A 19,669-nucleotide genomic window follows, 5' to 3' on the forward strand; every position below is an offset into this window, starting at 1 on the left:
AATAAGTGTCGGATCCTGCGAGTGGGATAGGCTTCCAGCCTGTCATTCCGGCGTCGACAGGCTAGAAGCCTATCCCACTTAATTTCCGTGCCTAGCTTAAGTGAGACGCGGAACGCGACAACGACCAACGATCTGGTCGATGGAGTGTCATGCGGTCCGCGGATCGTTGTACGAGGTCCTTTCGAGGTCGTCGGCGAAAGTCCTACGGACGACGGCCCGGAAGGGTCGTCGTACTCGAAAAGCGGTCGCCTAAAGCTGGACGGTTTGCACACCAACCCTTGTACCGGTGCCAGATGGGAGTCGCAGATTCTACTCGCTCTGCTGCTCGGCGGTGTCGAGCGTGAAAGAAAAGACGGCGCCGTGCTCGGGCCCGTTCTTCGCTTGAAGGATCCCCCCGTGTGCCTTGGCGATGGTGGTGCCGATGGCCAGCCCTAAGCCGAGGGCATTGGTTTTAGTGGAACAAAATGCTTCGAAAAACGGGATACCGTCCGGCAGGCCGGGGCCGTTATCGGCCACGGTCACGGCCACCCTGTCCGCTTGTGATTCAGCGGAAACTCGAACCATCGGGTCACCGTGCGATTGTTCCAAGACTGCGTCAATGGCATTTCGAACCAGGTTGACGAGGATTTGTTGAATTTGGACCGAATCGGCTTTGACCGCCGGCAGTTGCGGGGCCGGTGTGTACTCGACGCGGATGCCGGCGACTTGCGCATCGTGTTTGGTCAGCATCAGCGCCGTCTTGATGATTTCATCCAGATCACACGTCGTCTTGTGGATCGGTTCACGCGACACGAACCTTCGCAATCGCAACAAGATTTCACCGGCGTATTGTGCGGTGGAGGTGATTCGGTCGAGCCATTGATGCAGCCGATCGCGATCGACGTCTCCCTCGGCGGCGAGGAGATTGCCGCAGGCTTTGCCGAAGTTTTGAATCGCGTACAGCGGTTGATTCAACTCGTGTGCCAGACCGCCAACCATTTCGCCCATGGTCGAAACGCGTGCGACGTGTGCTAAATCGGACTCCAGCCTCTTGAGTGATTCTTCGGCCCGTTTCTTATCCGTCACATCGGTGACGCTGCCACGAATGATCGTCCGCCCGTTTTCTTCGAGTGACAGGAGACGGATTTCGCACGGGACCTCCAATCCTTCGGCATCGCGGTGTGTCCATTCGAAAATCGGCGTTTCACCGGCGCAAGCTCTGGAGATCACTTCGCGGCTCTTGTCCGCAGAGGGCTGACCATCGGGCTGGATTTCGGGGCTGATATCAAGCGGTCCCATTTGGAGAAGCTGCTCGGCGGAGTACTTGTAGAGTTTTTCCGCCGCCTGATTCACCATCACAAAGCGTCCGGTTTGGGTATCCAGTAACACGACGGCTTCGGGCGCGTGTTGAATCATCCGGCGAAATCGTTCTTCGCTCTGGACCAGCGATCGTTCGACGCGTTTGATTTCACTGATGTCCTGTGCCAGCCCGATCGTGCCGATGATGGTGCCACAGGGATCACGCAACGGTTCCACGTAAACCTGAAACACGCGGCCGGACCACTCGATTTCAGAAGAGCCGGAGACGCCTTGGAGTGCCTCAAAATGGATCGCGATGGGCCCAAAGCTCTCATCGTCGGTCTGGAAATATTCGAACAGTGTGTGGCCGACAACTTGATTGGGCTTCTGGTTCATGCTCTTCAGCCCCGCGCCGGTGGAGTGCGTGAAGCGAAGCTGGAGATCGGTGGTCCATAAGACCGTCGGCATCTGTTCGGTCAGGATACGCAACCGCATTCTGCTGGCGTGCTGTGCCGCTTCGGCGATGGAACGTTCGATCTCGATCGCCGTTCGATCGCCAAACAATGCGATCATCTCACGAATGTCCGCGCGGTCCTCCATCGGCTTGTCGTCCAAGACCGCCAGAATGCCCAGGACCTCTCCCGTGGAACTGACCAGCGGTGTGCCGAGGTAGCTTTCCGCTTGAAACCGCGCCAACGTGATGTCATTTGGATAGCGTTGTTGAAGGTGTTCGGCACAGAATTCCATGGAATGGTTGACCACGTTCGCTGCCGGCGTTCCGGCGAGGTCGAATTCGAAATCGTCTTCGAGTTGTCCGTCGGCCCAAAAGGCGATGGTCCGCGCCCGTAGTGGCGAGTCTTTGTCAATGCGTGCGACGAACACGTAGCGAAAGCCAAGGGATTCGGAGATGTATCGGACGAGCGATTCAAAAAATGCCAGACCGGTCGAACGCGCGGTGCCGACCGTGATCATCCGCATTGCGTTTTGAATGTGCAGCATGTGACTTTCGACACGCACCCGCTCGGTCACGTCGTGGGGCAGCGAAATCACAGCGGTGATCCGCCCCTCATCGTCGCGACGGACGGCGTTGAACCACTCGCAGTTGAGAACGGTTCCGTCCTTTCGGTAATTTCGGTGGAAGCAACTGTTGAAGTCGACGTTTCCTGCCAGCAATTCTCGACCGACCTGTTGAACCAGGGCGATATCTTGTTCATGCACCAATGGGAATTCGTCCCAGCGCTTGCCCAGAACCTCGTCGGCTTTCCAACCGAAGATCTGTTCCGCCTGCGGGGTCCACCGGCGGATGGCAATGTCTGCGTCCCATTCGATCAAGGCCACATCGGCATGCCGGCGCCAGTCGGCACCCTGGTGGACGCCGGCATGTTGCCAATGGCGCGACGCGATGAAATAAGATTCCGCGGAATCCGTGTTCCCCCGCGGCGGATCCTGCTCGCACTCGGGCGGTTCGAGGTCGCCCAAAGCCTCGAGTTTCGCCTGTATCTCCGCGAGTTGTGCCAGCAGTTCAGCGCGAGTCTCATCGACTCTGGGCATCTCCCGTCTCCCGTCGTTTCGTGATCCGGTCGTGTTCCGATCCTGACGTACCGCCTGACTCGCGCCGACTCGCGCGAACGTCGCAGGAATCAGTTTACAGTTTTTTTTGCCGAAGCGGTTCGTTCCTGCATGGCTACGCTGTGAAGCATTTTTTAGCGGCAGGGCGCGATCCCTCCGGTGTTTTGGCAGAGAGGAAGAACCGGAGGGCTCGCGCCCTTCCGCTAAAACCTCAAGAAACACCTGGGAAAAATGCTTCACAGCGTTACCTGCATGGGTGGGGCTGCGCAGGGTGTTCCCACCGGCGGCGTTCCGAGCAGGCGCCGCGGTGCCAGGAAGTCGAGTATCCTATAGCATTTTGGGCCGCTACGCGACGAAGACCTTTGGGCAAACGGCCGACGAAGCAAGAGGCAGGCAAAGGCGTTCACACGGGTCAAAGACGGGCGTTGTTTCGTCGAATTCGTGCCCAAAGAAACAGAATCGAGACCGACGCGAGCCCGCCGTACTGCTGACGCACCTGCATCCGGAGTGCGCTGTCCCGCAACTTTCGGTTTCAATCGGTTCCATCTCGCCGTGTCGCAGCACCCCGAGGCGAAGCGGACGGATTAGAATCATGCGTTCATTCACTGGAGGCCGCCGAAAGAACGGCCCGATTGTTTCCCCCCGCCCCATCCCCTCCAGCGGTCCATCCATGCTTCATCGCGTTCTCTTGAATCTAGGTTTGGTCGTCGCCACCTTCGTCGGACTGTTCGTCGGCCTGTTCGTCGGCGGAACCGCGCCGGCAGCCGAGCGTCCCAACATCCTTTGGCTGACTTGTGAAGACAATAACGTCAACTGGGTCGGGTGTTACGGCAACCCACACGCTGACACTCCCAACATCGATGCCCTGGCGGCCGAGGGGTTTCAGTACATGCATTGCTATGCCAATGCCCCCGTTTGCGCCCCCTCACGCAGCACCTGGATCACCGGTGTCCACGCGATTTCCATGGGGACGCATCCGATGCGGAGTCGTTATCCGATTCCACACGACCGGATCCGGTACTACCCCGACCTGCTGAAGGATGCGGGCTATTTCGTCGGCAACGAAAAGAAGACGGACTACAACATCGGCGGACGCGACGACAAGAGTGCCTGGGACACCAACAAAGCGGATTGGGACCAGCTCAAGCAGCAGCAACCGTTTTTCATGGTCATCAACAGCACCAAGTCTCATGAGTCCAAGGCGTTCGGCGATGTCAACCAAACCGAACACGATCCCGATGACGTTCGGCTGGCGAAGTACCATCCAGACATTCCCGACATTCGCAAAAATTACGCCCATTACCATGACCAGATGAAAAAGATGGACGCCGACATCGGTCATGCACTACGGCAATTGGAACAGGCCGGGTTGGCAGAGAACACCATCGTGATCCACAACTCGGACCATGGCGGAGTGATTGCCCGCAGCAAACGTTTCCTGTTCAACAGCGGCACGCACTGTCCGCTGATCATTCGCATCCCCGAAAAATTCAAACACCTGCGTCCCGCCGAACCGGGCGCCAAGGTCGACGATCTGGTCAGTTTCGTCGACATGACCAAGACCTGGCTGGACCTGTGCGGTGCGGCGAAACCCGACTACTTGCAAGGCAAGGTGTTCTTGGGGCCGAACAAGGAGTCGCGCGATTACCACGTCAGTTTTCGGACCCGGATGGACGAACGCTGTGACAACGTCCGCGCGATTCGCGACCGACGGTTCTTGTACATCCGAAACTACATGCCCTACGCACCGTGGGGACAACACCTCAATTACCTGTGGATCATGCGGGCGACTCAGGCGTGGGAGCAACATCACCAGGCCGGCAAGACCGATGCCGTGACCGGCCGATTCTTCGGCACCAAACCGATGGAAGAGCTTTATGACACCTCGGTTGATCCGGACAACGTCAACAACTTGATCGACGATCCCCGCTACGCTGCCGACGTCAAACGATTGAGTGGGGCGCTCGACCGTTGGCAACTCGACCACTTTGACAGCGGCTTGTTGCCCGAAAGCGAAGTGGTTCGGCGTAGCGAAGTGAGCGGCAAAACGATCTTTGACATGGTGCGAACCCCCTCACTGTACGATCTGCCCGCATTGCAACAGGCCTCCGCGCGGGCCTTGGCACAAGATCCCAAGAACATCGATCGACTGTACGAGGACTTGGCCGCGAAAGACTCCGGCGTGCGTTACTGGGCCATCGTGGGTTGTTTCAATCTACAAGAATCGACCCCGTTGGACATGAACCTCGTCCGCAAGGCACTCCAGGATGAATCACACCACGTGCGTGCGATGGCGGCCTGGATCCTGTATCGGGCAGGCGATCGAGCGGCCGCGCAACGATGCTGGAACCAGTTGTTGCAACAAAGTTCCTATGCCTCGTTGAAAGTGTTCAACATCATCGATTGGATCGGAGACGACATCGAGCCCTATGCGGAGTCGATGAAACAGTGCAATTTCGATCACGGCGGCTACGTCGGCCGGATGAAGGAGTACATGGGCGTTGCCGAGAAGCCCAAAAAGAAGAAGCGGGCGAAGTAAAGCCGCGGAATGTCCGCTTTGGCATCCCGACCTACCCGAAAACCACGGTGCAACGTAATCTGAGGCCGATTGAGTTTGCTGCAAAGCAATTGATCGTTATCCGACCTGGGGTCGTGTAGTTTTTAAGTCGTTGATAGTAAAGGGTTTTCGTCACTCTCCCTCTGGGAGAGTCGAGCGCAGCGAGGAGAGGGTTCGGATTGTTGCTTGGGGCGCGCCTATCAATATTGAAATGAGCGCCGCGTTTCACCGTTCGACCTCCCCTCGCTTCGCTCGACCCTCCTGCCAGGAGGGTGACTTGAGATGTGTAGACACCAACTGCCTGGGGAGAGAATTTGATGAAGACCGGTTTTGTGGGTCTTTTGTCGGGCGTCGTGCTTGTTTGGACGTTCTGGATCGGGCCGGTTGCCGGCGCCCGTGGCGAGGAGGAGAGCCGGAAACCGGGCGAGGTGTCCCCCGCCAATCCGGGGCCGAAGCGAGTCGCCCAGTGGATCCGGAGCAACGATCCCCGGGCCGCGGTGCCGGGATACGTGTCGCGGGCCGTCGAAGGCTGGCCGGTCCGCGTCAGCGAAGCATTGATGCATTCGCACCCCGAAGCCACCGATCGCGCGATCGAATTGCTTGCCGAACAATTGCAGACGGTCAAGCGGGTGCTGCCGGAATCGGCGGTTGCCAAGCTGATCGATGTTCCGATTTGGTTCTCACCGAAGTACGACGGTTTTGGCCATTCGGGCGAGTATCACCCGGGCGCCGACTGGTTGCAGAAACAAGGGCGTCATCCAAAACTGCACCGCTGTGTCGAATTCACGAACATCCCGATTTTTGAACGTGAAGTCGAGCGGATGCCGGTGCTGGTCATTCACGAACTCGCCCACGCCTATCACCACCAAGTGCTGGGATTCGACAACAGCGAAGTGCGCACGTTGTACGAAGTCGCCAAAAACAATGGCAGCTACGATGCCGTGTTGCGAGGGAACGGCAAGACCGAGAAAGCGTACGCGATGTCCAATGACCGCGAGTACTTTGCCGAGACGTCCGAAGCGTATTTTGGTCGCAATGATTTTTATCCCTTCGACCGCGCCGAGCTGGAAGCGCACGACCCCAGAATGGTGAAGCTGTTGGGGAAATTGTGGCAGGACCGCAGCGAGCCGTAATCGTGTTGTCATAGCTACCCGATGCCAATAGTTTTCCGTCGGGGGAGAAGGCAACGTCGTAAACGGCGTCGGTGTGCCCCAGCAGCACAGTTGGCTCCGCCGCGCCGCAGTGCGCACGGTTGAAGATGCCACTGGCAAAGACAATCAGGCACACCGCCATGATTTGCGGTCGGTCGCGTGCATCGATCATGGTCATTCCTCCACACAATGCGGGGCGGCATTTTCTGTGCCGTTCCAATCGAGGCCGGCCGGCTGACGATGGATTGGGGAAGAAGTGTCGGATTGATTGGAGTGGGATAGGCTTCCAGCCTGTCACGTGGGCATCGATGCGCCTGGCGTGGGATTTGCACCCTGCGAATCGACGCGAGACGCAGTGACGCATCGTCACACGCGTCCGTTGGCGACGTTGCGGAGCGGGCACACCGGGGCGTTTTCAAACTGAATCCAGCAGGACGCGACACATCGAAGGGAGTTCTGACGTTGAGCAGCACCTTGAACAAGCGAGAACGATGCCGTGGGAGCGATTGGCAACACGACGGTCACGACCAGTTGGTATAGCCGTGAAGGCAGCCCGAACCCGCTGGGCGTGGTTTGGCTGGAAGAAGAACGCGCCTTTAATTTTGCCCTCTATTCCAACCATGCCACCGGCGTGTCCTTGTTGTTTTTTAAACCGGATCAACTCGCCCAGCCCTGTCGGCGGATCGATCTGGACTATCTGGTCAACAAATCGGGACGGATCTGGCATTGCCGCGTGCCGGAGTCCGATTTGGCCGGTGCGGTTTATTATGGCTATCAGGTTCAAGGTCCGCATGGCGGTCGCAAGTACGACCTTCATGCGTTTGACGAACAGAAACTGCTGATCGATCCCTACGCGACCGAAATCTACTTTCCCGAGACCTTTGATCGCTTGGCGGCGATTCGGCCGGGATCCAACGTCGGCAAAGCACCCCTGGGTGTGCTTCCCAGCGTCAAAGAGCAGGAGGCGTATCCATGGAAAGGCGATCGGGTTCGGTTCCACGAGCACGATCTGGTGATTTATGAACTGCACGTCCGCGGGTTCACACGGAATTGCAATAGCGGTGTCGAATCGTCTCGCCGCGGCAGCTATCTGGGCGCGATCGACAAGATTCCGTATTTGGTCGAACTGGGAATCACCGCGGTCGAACTGATGCCGGTTTTTCAGTTCGACCCTCAAGAAGACAACTTCTGGGGCTACATGCCACTGAACTTTTTCGCGCCGCATTCCCAATACGCCAGTCAACAACGCAACGCCGCCCGCGAGTTTCGCCAGATGGTCAGCGCGTTTCATCAAGCGGGCATCGAAGTGATTTTGGACGTCGTGTTCAATCACACGACCGAAGGCGACGAGCACGGTCCCTGCTATAGTTTCAAGGGAATCGACAATAGCAGCTATTACATCACCAGCGGCGATCCGGAACATCCCTTCGCGAATTTTTCGGGCACCGGCAATACGCTTCACACCAAGAATCGTCACTGTGTTCGCATGATCTTGGACAGCATGCGCAACTGGGTCAATCAGTACCATGTCGACGGATTCCGATTCGACCTCGCTTCCGTCTTCAACCGACGCGGCGACGGTTCGGTCTCCTCCAGCCAGTCACGATTGGTCGCGGCCATTCGCGCCGACCCGGTGTTGGGGAAGGTGCGATTGATCGCCGAACCCTGGGACGCCGCGGGTCTGAATCAGCTCGGACGCGAATTTCCGGGCAAACGTTGGTTGCAATGGAACGGGCTGTTTCGCGACGACGTTCGCCGCTTCGTCAAGGGCGACGCAGGATTGGTGCCCAACATGGTTCGCCGCTTGTACGGCAGCGATGATCTGTTCCCCGACTCGATTCACGAAGCGTGCCATCCCTACCAAAGCGTCAACTACGTCAATTCGCACGACGGGTTCACACTGTATGATCAAGTCTCGTACAACCAACGACACAACTGGATCAACGGAGAACAAAACCGCGACGGACATCGTGACAACCACAGTTGGAACTGCGGCACCGAAGGCGATGCCGGTGTGACCGACGAAATCATGCAACTGAGGGTGCAGCAGGCCAAGAACTTTTGTTGCCTGTTGATGCTCTCCAACGGCACCCCGATGTTTCGCGCCGGCGACGAATTTCTGCAGACCCAACATGGCAACAACAATCCATTCAACCAAGACAACCAATTCAGCTGGCTGGACTGGGACCGTCTTGAAGAACACGCTGCGTTTCATCGCTTCTTTCGCATGATGATCGCGTTTCGCAAGTCACACCCGACGATCGCGCGAAGCCGGTTTTGGCGTGACGACGTGCGCTGGTACGGAACGGGACCGAACGTCGACTGGTCGAGTGAATCACGACAGTTCGCGTATTTCCTGCGAGGCGCCTCGCAATACGATGTCGATCTGTACGTGATGGTCAACGCCGACTGGCGCCCACATCTGTTTTCGATCCAGGAGTATGATGCAGTCGATTGGGAAGTCGCCGTCGATACCGCCGCACTGTCGCCGGAAGACATCCATGCCCCCGGTCACGGCCCACATGTCCGGTCGTCACAATTCCGGGTCTCCGACCGCTCCGTCGTCGTGCTCGTTTCACGCCCACCGGGAAGCCGGGACAAAGCGGGTTCAGCCCCCGAAGGCCCGCCACTGAAACCCCGCTAGCAACCGCCCGGCCATCGCTCGTGGGCAGCGAGTGCAGCAAGCCAATCGCACAACCCGATACGGGACGCCCCCAGCCATTCGAAGCGATCCAGGTTTCGGCGAGGAGGATTGAAATACCGATGCGCTTTAGAAAAAACAGTGCAGCGCGGCGGTTGGTCCAACCGAAGCGGTGAAGGAACGTTCGAAACTGGCTTCGGTGTCTGTTAGAGTACGAAATTGCGGTCTCCATTCTATGGCCTGCCTACTTTATACTGGCTCCCTTCTCCCCCTGCGATGAAAGCGAGTCGTGCTCGCTTTCATCGCAGGGGGAGAAGGGCTGGGGATGAGGGGGCACGCAGACGGCACCAACGAATCTTAGGGGCATCATGAACAGACGACCTCGACGGGATCCAGAGGCGATTTCATTCGCCCGCGATCAACGTGCCGGCGCAAATGAGTTCGCCCGAGATGTCTGGCAGATGTTGCGCAATCGCCGTTGTCGAAATCAGAAGTTTCGGCGCGAATACCCGATTGCACCGTACACCGTTGACTTCTGTTGTGTGGACTTGAAGTTGATCATTGAAGTTGATGGTAAACCTCATCAGACCAATGAGGGCCGTCAGCATGATCAGCGCCGCGACCAGTATTTGGCCGAGCGAGGATACCAAGTCGTGCGGATCCCGGGTTACGAGGCCTTGCAAAATCCAGTTGCGGTGCGGCACCAGATCGAACATGCAATTGATGCACTTCTGTAGCACATTGCCCCCTCATCCCCAGCCCTTCTCCCCCGCGGCAAGAGCGAGCACCACTCGCTCTCGCCGCGGGGGAGAAGGGAGCCAGAATGAATGAGTGCGATCGCACTGAAGAGAGGAAACGCGAGTCCTCCGTGCCGGCGGGTGCATCGAACTCAGCGTCGTAGCGAAATTCTTTCGTTGCACTCTTCTCGCAATCCCGGACCAAATCGTGGCGAAAGTGCGCCGAGGCCGCTAATCTGCATCGGTGTCGGGACCGAAGCGTCCCAGCGGCCAGGTTTCCTGCGTTCGGTTGGTCCAACCGAAGTCATGAAAAAGAAGCTGAAAGTCGCGTCGGTGTGGCGGCCGGTTGCGCCTCAAACATTCTCTCTTCTCGGGCATCAGAGGTCTTGTAGGAGTTGCATGGTCTCTGCTCGAAACGCCATCAGGCCTTCGCACTCAGGAGCATGCTCTTCCCTCGTCGGCAGATCGCATCGTGCTGACGCGATCGATCACTCAGATGCAGGCTCCTCCTCGACAACGCGAAATGGTTCATGAGACTCGTACAGGGACAGCCGCTCCTTCAAAGACGGGTCGAACGCCAATTCGATCGATCTTTCTTGCCAACGGACCGCTTCATCAAAATTGCCATCCGCTGCGTAGGCTGCGGCGAGCGTATCCACGTATTGCCAGTTCTTCCAATCAGTCGCGTCACAGACCTTTGTCGCCAGATCGAGTGCGAGATCCGCGTTGCGGAATTCAGCGGCCGGTGAGGTGGCCATTCGCCAGGCCACGTTGTTGAGCACGACCAGGTCTTCCGGTGCCAGCTCTACCGCAGCCAGCATTGTCTCGCGAGCGCGTTCGTACTGCCCAAGCCGATGGAAAAAGTCACCGATCGCGACACGAGCCTTGCCAGTTCGATTCACGGGCAATTCAGAAATACGGTCCACCAACAAAATCAAACGCTCGTGCAAGGCGCTGTCCGGTTGGGCGGCCACCTCGTCCAGGGGGAGCCACGTCAGGTGACGACTATTCTCTTGCAACAGCTCCATTGCCTTTTCCCAGTCTGCCACAGACGCCTCGTACATCTGCAGTTCTTCGTATGTTCGGGCTCGATGCGTGTAGCCCCCGGGACTATCAGGCCTCAACGCAATCGCCCGGTCGTAGTCCGCGATTGCTTCACGATGCCGGCCCAGCTTGGAATAAAGACCGCCTCGTTCCATATAGGGAGGCGTTTGCATCGGTTCCAATTCAATCGCCGCGCTGTAGTCGCGGATAGCGTTTGTGTTGTCGCCTAACGCTCGGAGGAAGTCCGCGCGTTCCAGGTATTGGCTATAGCTGCTGAGCAATTCAGTAGCCTCGTGATTGCTGATTGAAACCGGTCGATATTTCCGCAACTCGCGTTGTGTCTGGCGCAGCGCGCTTTCAACTTTCGCCAGCAGGAACGCGGACGTCGCCTGATCAGACTCGAACTCAGCTCCAGGTTCTTCATTTGCGAAGACCTCCTCAATACCAATCGAGGTCTGAGAAAGGCGTTGATTTTCGCGGGCTTTGGCCACGGCAGCTTCCAACGCGGCCACTGTCCGTACCAGAATTTGCTCGGCTTGCTCTCCGCTAGTATCACCCGGTAGTGACCAGGTCAGCCGCTTGCCAACCGAAGCCAACTTCTGCGAATGTTCCGGCACGTTCGCTACGCCGGAAAGGAGTTTCATCCACAAGTTGCGGTAGACCACCGACACGTCCTTCGGCCTGCCTTGCTTTCCCAGAACTCGCCCACTGATTCTGGGAGCCTCTCCCACTTATTTCGCTCCATCTGACAAAACGTGACCTTTTTCCTGTGACGTTCTCGATCGCTTTTCCCGGATCAGTCCTGGGGCCATTGCATTCCAGCGGTCCGGTGCGTTTTGGGGATCCAAGCATGTCGGCATGCTCGATGCCGGAAGTTCTCGATCGATGCCGCAAAACATTAACTCTGGCCGGCTGTTCTTGGACTCCGGCGGGTTGTCGACGCTCGCGGTGTATTTATCCCTGAACTGCAGATTCTCGCGACGCGTTCCAGTTCACTTGTAGGAGGTGTTCGATGTTTCACGCCCGCCGAAAGTTACAGCGTCTATTGAGCAAACCGCAGCGACGCCGGCTGGCCGCCGGTCTGCAAACACTGGAGCGACGACAACTGTTGGCGGCCGAGGTGTTGCTGGCCGACAGTTTTGAATCGGGACAGTGGGCCGGCAATTGGGTCGAGGACAGCCAGAATGACTGGTTCACGTCATCTCAGCGATCGACCGACGGTTCGCGTTCGGCAGAAATCGATGGATGGGCCAGTAACGCGACGTTGACGACCAGCACGCCGATCGATCTGAGCGGGTACAGCTCGACGGAGCTGACCTTCGATTGGCTGATCGAACGCGGGTTTGACGGCGGGGAATATTTGTCGCTCGATCTTTCGACCGACGGCGGAACAAGCTGGCAAACCGACGTGCGTCGACTCAACGGTAACGTGGACGCCGAAAACACTTGGCACAACGAAACAGTTGATCTCAGTTCCTATACGACTTCACAGCTGCTGGTCCGATTTCGCAGTAAGGTTAGCCGATCCAACGAAGACGCCAACGTCGACAACGTGAAGATCACCGCTGTTCCTCAGACGCCGGCGTTTCCACCGAGCATCGACTACGCGGATTTTTCCGATGCGAGCGAGTTGAATCTTGTCGGCCACGCCGCCACCACGCCCGACCGGCTACGCCTCACGCCGGCCGAGTCGAGTCGGATCGGTGCGGCCTGGCATCATGGCAAACAGTTCGTTTCGGTCGGCTTCGAGACAACATTTCAATTCCAGATAACGGAACCGGACGCAGGGGGCGGCGCCGACGCGTTTGCCTTTGTGATTCAAAACACGTCAGACACGATCATCGGTGCCGGTGGTGGGCACAGTGGATTCCACCAGATCCCCAACTCCTTGGCAGTTGAATTTGATACCACTCAAGGAACGGACGAATCGAGTGACAGTCACGTCAGTATTCACACGCGCGGGACCGAGCGGAACTCGTCCAAGCAGGAGTTCTCGCTCGGCTCGTTCGACACGTCTGGATTCAAGCTGAACGACGGCAACGTTCACACTGCGAAAATCGCTTACACGCCCGGGACGATGTCAGTGTTTCTCGATAACCTGGCCAGCCCCGCGCTGACGATTCCGCTCGACCTGGACAGCATGCTGAACTTGGATCTGGGGAGCGCCTATGTCGGCTTCACCGCCGCGACCGGAGGCGGCTGGCAGAACCATGATATCTTGAATTGGAGTTTTGCCAATCTGACCGATACGACGACCACCATCGGGATCGAGGATTCTGCTTCGGCTGAGGGTAACGCCGGCCAGAGCGGCCTTGATTTTGTGGTCAAACGGTTTGGGGATCTCTCTGGATCCCATACCGTCGACTGGGTGACCAGCACAGGTTCCGCGACCGCGGGCGTTGACTACGCGGCAGCCAGCGGACAAGTCACTTTCGCAGCGGGCGCAGCGGAGAAGATCATCACCGTTGCGATCATCGGTGACACAACGGAAGAAGAGCACGAGACTTTTGAAGTCGACATCCTGCTGAGTCAAGGCTCGGCGGCGATTGTGGACGGCCAGGCGACGGGGACCATCCAAAACGATGAGACAAGTCTTTCGGTCGGCGATGCAACGGCATCCGAAGGGGGAACTGATTTTCAGTTCGTCGAGACTTACATTCAGTCCAGCGCAACGGGATTGAATGCGACACGATCCCTGCATCTCAGTCCGGACGGATTCTTGTACGCCGGTGCAAGTGTTCCCCCGAGCGTCCGCAAGTATCACTATGACACCGGAGCATTTGTCGGCCTGGTTGCTGAAGACGTCAATCTCGCAAGTTCCACGTACAGGGGTTTCGTCTTCGGTCCTGACGGCGATATCTATGTTGCCGACGTCATGTACGAACGCGTGCTGCGATTCGATGCTTCCACCGGTATGTCCAAGGGAGCATTCGTGACCAGCGGGCTGGGCGGCCTGGACACTCCCAAAGACTTGGCGTTTGGCTCGGACCTGAATCTGTACGTCGCCAGCGCAAACTCGGGTGAGGTCCTTCGCTATCAAGGACCGTTTGCAGCGGAACCAGGCGCGTTCATGGGCGTTGTCGCCTCTGCTGCTAACGGAGGCTTAGGCAGCCCGGACGCTCTGACGTTCGGACCTGGCGGGGATCTCTATATCTCCGACGGCTCGAACGACAGTGTGCTTCGCGTCGACGCCGTCACCGGAGTGGTCGACACGTTCGTTCAACCGGCCGCGGGAATATACGACGCATCGACTGCCGGCGGGCTCCAGTTCGGCCCCGATCGAACGGGCGATGGAATTCCAGACCTTTACGCCAGCAGCTACAACACCGATAGTCTGCTTGTTTTTGACGGTGTCGACGGAAGCCTGGCGCAGGAACTGCTACCAACTGGCCTGGGCGGACTCTACCGACCAACCGGCTTCGTCATTGAACCAGACGGCAATCTGCTCGTTGCCAGCATCGGCGGCCCCGACAAGGTACTGCGATTCGCAGAGAGCTCCAAGGCTGTCTTCACGGTGACGCTTTCCAAACCGTCGGCGTTTCCGGTCAGTGTCGACTACACGACACAGGACCAAACCGCGACGACGGCCAATGGAGACTACACCACGCACAGCGGAACGCTGACCTTCCCGCCGGGCGTCACTTCACGAACGATTTCGATTCAAACCAATGACGACGGAAGTTTTGAGTCCGACGAAACCTTCAAACTTGTGCTCTCGAATCCCGTCTCGGCCTCGATCACAGACAGCACCGGCGTCGGCACGATTGTCAACGATGATGTCGTTCCGATCTACCCACCGACCATCGACTACGTGAATTTCTCCGATGTCAGTGACCTGAACCTCGTCGGCCACGCAACCAAAACGACAGACAATCGGATCCAATTAACTGACGCGGGTCTTCGGCAGGGAAGTGTATGGCACAAGACGAAGCAGTCGGTTTCGACGTCGTTTGAAACTCAGTTTGACTTTGTATTGGATCCGAATGCGCATGGACTTGTCTTTGTCATTCAGAACACGCGACCTGAGATGCTTGGCGGCGGCGCTGGATTCGATGGGATTCCGAACAGTCTTGCCGTTGAGTTCGACACCAAAATGCAGTCGAACCAAAATGACCCGAACGACAACCATGTCAGCATTCAATCGCGAGGGCTTGAGCACAATTCCGCTGACCACGAGTTTTTACTCGGCACCGCGACCAGTCTGTCGGACCTGAACGACGGCCAATCGCACACCGCAATGATTCGCTACGCATCCGGTGTCCTGAGTGTCTTTGTTGACGACCTCGCGTCACCAATACTGTCCGCAAGCGTCGACATCAATGAATTGCTCGATTTGGATTTCGGTCAGGCCTGGGTTGGATTCACTTCGGGAAACAATCGACACGAAATCTTGAGCTGGCAGTTCCGTCCTTTGGTAGACCTGAGCACGAGGATTGGGATCCACGATGCGGAGATTCTGGAAGGCGACAACGGAACACAGCAACTGGTTTTTCAGGTCCAGCGAATTGGGACTGCAGCAGCGGGAATTCATTGGAATACCGCGGACGACTCGGCGATCGCCGGCAGTGATTACACCGCCGCATCGGGAAGCATCCAATTTGCCGCGGGAGGCCCCGACATCCAGCAGGTCGCAGTGCCGATCCTGGGTGACACATCGGAAGAAGCCTTTGAAGACTTCTTCGTTGACCTAAGTGTCACATCGGGCCAAGTAACGGTCGTGGATGATCGCGCGACCGGTACGATCTTGAATGACGATGCGGTGATTTCCATCAGTGATGCATCGGCCGTCGAGGGAGACCCAGGATTCACATTTTCAGATGAATTTGTCGCTCCGGCGATTGATGGTCTCTGGACCATGTCTCGCGGGCTGGATGTCGGACCAGACGGCAATCTGTACGTCACGGTGGAACAAGGACCCTATCCCGGCGCCGTGTTGCGTTACAACGCTGACACGGGGGAATTCATGGGAGCGTTTGCCACACACCATGAACTCGATGGCGCCAAGGATCTGGAGTTTGGTCCCGATGGAAATCTTTACGTGACCAACAACCGAACCGACAAGATTCTGAGGTTCGATGGCACGACTGGTAACTTCATCGACGTGTTCGTTGCAGCGGGAGGCGCCCTCAACGTTCCCCGCGCAATCGTCTTTGGAACGGACAACAACCTGTATGTTGCCAACGCGAACTCCGACGAGATCCTGCGTTATCAAGGCCCGACGGGCCCAAATCCCGGTCAACTGATCGACGTGTTCGTTTCCGCGGGCGAAGGAGGAATGGATAGCCCAACTACACTCACCTTCGGTCCCGATGGCACGCTCTATGTCGCCAGTGGAGCCCACGCGACCTACAACAACAGCATTCTTAGATTCGATGGCGCGACCGGCGACTTCATCGACGCGTTTGACGCCTCAGGAACCTCGACGCTGGCGTTGGTGCCAACCGCCGGGCTGATCTTTGGTCCTGACCTGAATGGCGACGGCATTGGAGAGTTGTACGCCAGTAATGGTGATGGTCCCGCCGAGGTGTTGGCATTCGACCCCACGACCGGCGCTCTGCTGGAGAAGGTCGTGGAGTCGGGGACAGGAGGATTGGTCGATCCCAAAGGCCTGGCATTCACATCCGAAGGTGACTTGCTGGTTGTAAGCTCCGGAACACGCAACATTCTTCGGTACTCCGGCAGCGATCGCGCGGCATTCACGGCAACCCTCTCATCGCCTATCGGTCAGACAGTCACGGTTGACTTCAGCACGACGAATGGAACGGCGATTTCAGCCAGCGATTACCTTTCCGCCAGCGGCACGTTGACTTTTGCTGCGGGAGTCACAAACCAAACGATACTGGTATCGAGTATCGATGACTCGCAATTCGAGTTGGACGAAACATTCCAAGTGACGCTCGACAATCCGAATGGCGTCGCGATCGCCGACGACACAGGTGTCGGTACCCTCATTGACAACGATCCCATGCCGGTCAACAACCTGCCGGTCGCGGATGACGATGCCTATGCAATTGCTGAAGACGGCGTATTGAGCGTCCCCGTGTCAGGCGTGCTCGACGGTGATACCGATGCCGACAACGATCCGTTGACCGCGTCATTGGTTTCTCAGGCGTCGAGTGGTGTCGTCGTCCTCAGCCCGGATGGGTCATTCACCTACACGCCCGACGCCAACTTCAACGGCAGCGATAGCTTTACTTACACCGCTTTCGACGGCATCGGCAACTCGAACGTGGCCACGGTGAACCTGACCGTCAGTACTGTTAACGACGCGCCTGTCGCCAACAGTCAAAGCGTATCAACCAAGGAGAACACGCCCAAAACGGTCACCCTGTCTGGAAGCGACGTCGAAGGCGATTCGCTCTCGTTCGCTGTGCTGGCCGGACCGACCTCCGGCAACCTCAGCGGTACGGCGCCCAACCTGATCTATACGCCGGACACTGGATTTACCGGCAGCGACAGCTTTACCTTTGTCGCCAATGATGGGACCGCCGACAGTGCGACCGCGACGATCACTATCAACGTGACGGACAACAACGCACCGGTTGCCGATCCGCAAGCGATCGCCGTCAACGAGGACAGTAGCGTCGCGATCGGGTTGACCGGATCGGACCAGGACTCGGATCCGATCACGTTTCAGATCGTTGCTGCCCCGCTGCACGGCACGTTGTCCGGAACGGCACCCAACCTCGCTTATACGCCCGATGCAAATTACAACGGTAACGAAAGCTTTACCTTCCAAGTCAACGACGGAACAGACGATAGCGGTCTGGCGACTGTCTCATTGACCGTCAATCCGATCAACGATGCTCCAACCGCCAATGCTCAATCGGTCAGCACGGCCGAGGACAGTCCTTTAGGGATAGCGCTCAGCGGCAACGACATCGACGGTGATTCGCTCGGCTACATCCTTGTCGCTGGTCCCGCCAATGGAACACTGGTCGGAAGTGGTGCGAATCGCACGTACACACCGGATGCGAACTTCCACGGCGAAGATAGCTTTACCTTCAAAGTCAACGACGGCCAAGTCGATAGCCCCGCAGTGACCGTTTCGATTGATGTCACGGCCGTCAACGATGCACCGGTTGCGACCGCCGATTCTCATCCGCTTGACCAGGACACCACGCTTTCCGTCCCCGCGTCTGGAGTGCTGGGTAACGACGTCGATGTGGACGGTGATTCGATCACGGCCGTGCTGGTGACAACAACCGGTAACGGTTCGTTGACACTCGGCAGTGATGGATCATTCGACTATACGCCAGATCCCGGCTTCGTCGGCAGCGACAGTTTCAGTTACCAAGTGGACGACGGCTCGATCGCGGGCAACACGGTGACCGTCACGTTGACCGTCAACGCCGTCAGTGTCGGCCCCAATCTTTCGCATGGCGAAGTCGTCAGCGTCGGTGATAGCTGGCAGACCGTGAACCTGGCGGCCTCGTACACGTCGATGGTCGTGATCGCAACGCCGAGATACAACAGCGGTTCGGGGCCGGGTGTGGTGCGAATTCGCGACGCGGCCGGCAGTCGTTTTCAAGTTCGCGTCGACAACGTCGGGGCGAGTGCCTTCAGTGGCGGTGTTCACTACGTCGTTGTTGAGGAGGGCGTGTACGACGAAGCCGGTTTCAAGTTGGAGGCGGTGAAATACTCCGAGGATCAAACCAGTCGCAAGAGCGGTTGGTTGATCGATACGGTCGGCTATCAACAGTCCTACATTTCGCCCGTCGTCGTTGGCCAAGTGATGACTGCCAACGACGAAGACTGGTCGGTCTTTTGGGCCAGTAGCGGCAGTCGAACCAGTCCGCCGTCGTCCACCGCCCTGAATGTCGGCAAGCACGTGGCGGAGGATCCGGACACGACTCGAGCCAGCGAAACGATCGGCTACCTGGTCATCGAAGCCACGCAAAGTGGCACGATCGAAGGCCTGCCGTTCGTGGCCGGTGTGGGAGGTGACTCGATTCGCGGCGTCGGCAACGGAACCTACCAATACAGCTACGACGCAATGCCCAATGCGAAGACGGCCGTGCTGAGTAGCGCCGGCATGGACGGCGGCGACGGAGGCTGGGCCGTCCTTCGCGGCAACAATCCGGTGCCAGCAACCAGCGGTGCGATCAGCCTGTCGATCGATGAAGATCAACAGCGCGATTCCGAACGCAACCACACGACCGAACAAGTCGCCTACTTCGTGATCGATCCGCCGATCGAGACAGCGTCCGAAGCGTCGATTGCCGCTCCGGTTGTTTTCAATCTCAGCACGCGCACCGAATCCGATGTCAGCCAGAACAGCAAAGACACCGAAGACCGGCCGATACTCCAGTCGGTTCCGCAAAAGCTGGCCTTGGCGGCAAGCGGCCCAATCTCCGCGATTTTGACCGGCCGCATTCGAGCGATCGATTCCGTGATCGCCGACCAGCGCGAGTCCAAAGAGCACCTGTCCGACAACTTACTCGAACTGCTCGCCGCGACCACGTCGCTGAAACACTCGAAATCGTAACCCATCGCCTTCTCGACCATGCCTCTCGCAGACCGCAGACCACTCGATACAGAGCACCCAAGTATACACGGCGGGGGAGGGCGTTATCCCTGAGGGCTCCTTCGGGAGGTACGGCGGGGGAACTTCTATCGCTGGAATAGGTGACATTGATGGAGACCTGATTCCCGATCTGGCTGTCGGTCACCGTCACTCGTGAATCCGGTA

7 protein-coding genes and 1 pseudogene are annotated in these 19,669 nt (G+C 57.9%); 5 read left to right on the forward strand and 3 right to left on the reverse strand.

Going from position 1 to position 19,669, the window contains the following annotated elements; genetic code table 11:
- Positions 1 to 309: 309 nt before the first annotated feature.
- A complete protein-coding gene (locus Enr13x_RS18205; protein WP_145388384.1) occupies positions 310 to 2,829 on the reverse strand; it encodes a PAS domain S-box protein in 2,520 nt (839 codons plus the stop codon).
- Positions 2,830 to 3,517: 688 nt separating this feature from the next.
- Here Enr13x_RS18205 and Enr13x_RS18210 point away from each other — a divergent pair.
- Positions 3,518 to 5,386: a sulfatase-like hydrolase/transferase gene (locus Enr13x_RS18210; protein ID WP_145388385.1), complete on the forward strand. Its 1,869-nt coding sequence runs from the start codon at positions 3,518 to 3,520 to the stop codon at positions 5,384 to 5,386.
- Between the two features lie 335 nt (positions 5,387 to 5,721).
- On the forward strand, positions 5,722 to 6,537 hold the full coding sequence (locus Enr13x_RS38980; RefSeq protein ID WP_231744361.1) for a hypothetical protein: 816 nt from the start codon (positions 5,722 to 5,724) through the stop codon (positions 6,535 to 6,537).
- A 10-nt stretch (positions 6,538 to 6,547) separates the two neighbouring features.
- On the opposite strand, the pseudogene Enr13x_RS39805 reads toward Enr13x_RS38980, so the two are convergent.
- Positions 6,548 to 6,919 (reverse strand): annotated as a pseudogene (locus tag Enr13x_RS39805) (hypothetical protein); the annotation flags it as partial.
- 132 nt (positions 6,920 to 7,051) lie between these two features.
- On the opposite strand from Enr13x_RS39805, the gene Enr13x_RS18220 reads away from it, so the two are divergent.
- Positions 7,052 to 9,199, forward strand: coding sequence for a glycogen debranching protein (locus tag Enr13x_RS18220; RefSeq protein WP_145388386.1), 2,148 nt, complete (start codon positions 7,052 to 7,054; stop codon positions 9,197 to 9,199).
- 458 nt (positions 9,200 to 9,657) lie between these two features.
- Positions 9,658 to 9,933 (forward strand): endonuclease domain-containing protein, encoded by a 276-nt coding sequence (locus tag Enr13x_RS39810; protein ID WP_390621088.1) that lies wholly within the window; start codon positions 9,658 to 9,660, stop codon positions 9,931 to 9,933.
- Positions 9,934 to 10,421: 488 nt separating this feature from the next.
- Here the strand turns inward: Enr13x_RS39810 and Enr13x_RS18230 are convergent, their stop codons facing one another.
- Positions 10,422 to 11,621 (reverse strand): tetratricopeptide repeat protein, encoded by a 1,200-nt coding sequence (locus Enr13x_RS18230; RefSeq protein WP_145388388.1) that lies wholly within the window; start codon positions 11,619 to 11,621, stop codon positions 10,422 to 10,424.
- A 368-nt stretch (positions 11,622 to 11,989) separates the two neighbouring features.
- Here Enr13x_RS18230 and Enr13x_RS18235 point away from each other — a divergent pair, with 368 nt between their 5' ends.
- Positions 11,990 to 19,465 carry an Ig-like domain-containing protein gene (locus tag Enr13x_RS18235; RefSeq protein ID WP_145388389.1) on the forward strand — a complete coding sequence of 2,492 codons (7,476 nt, stop codon included), beginning with the start codon at positions 11,990 to 11,992 and terminating at the stop codon, positions 19,463 to 19,465.
- Positions 19,466 to 19,669 lie beyond the last annotated feature (204 nt).

Source organism: Stieleria neptunia (genome assembly GCF_007754155.1).
GTDB classification, from domain to species: domain Bacteria; phylum Planctomycetota; class Planctomycetia; order Pirellulales; family Pirellulaceae; genus Stieleria; species Stieleria neptunia.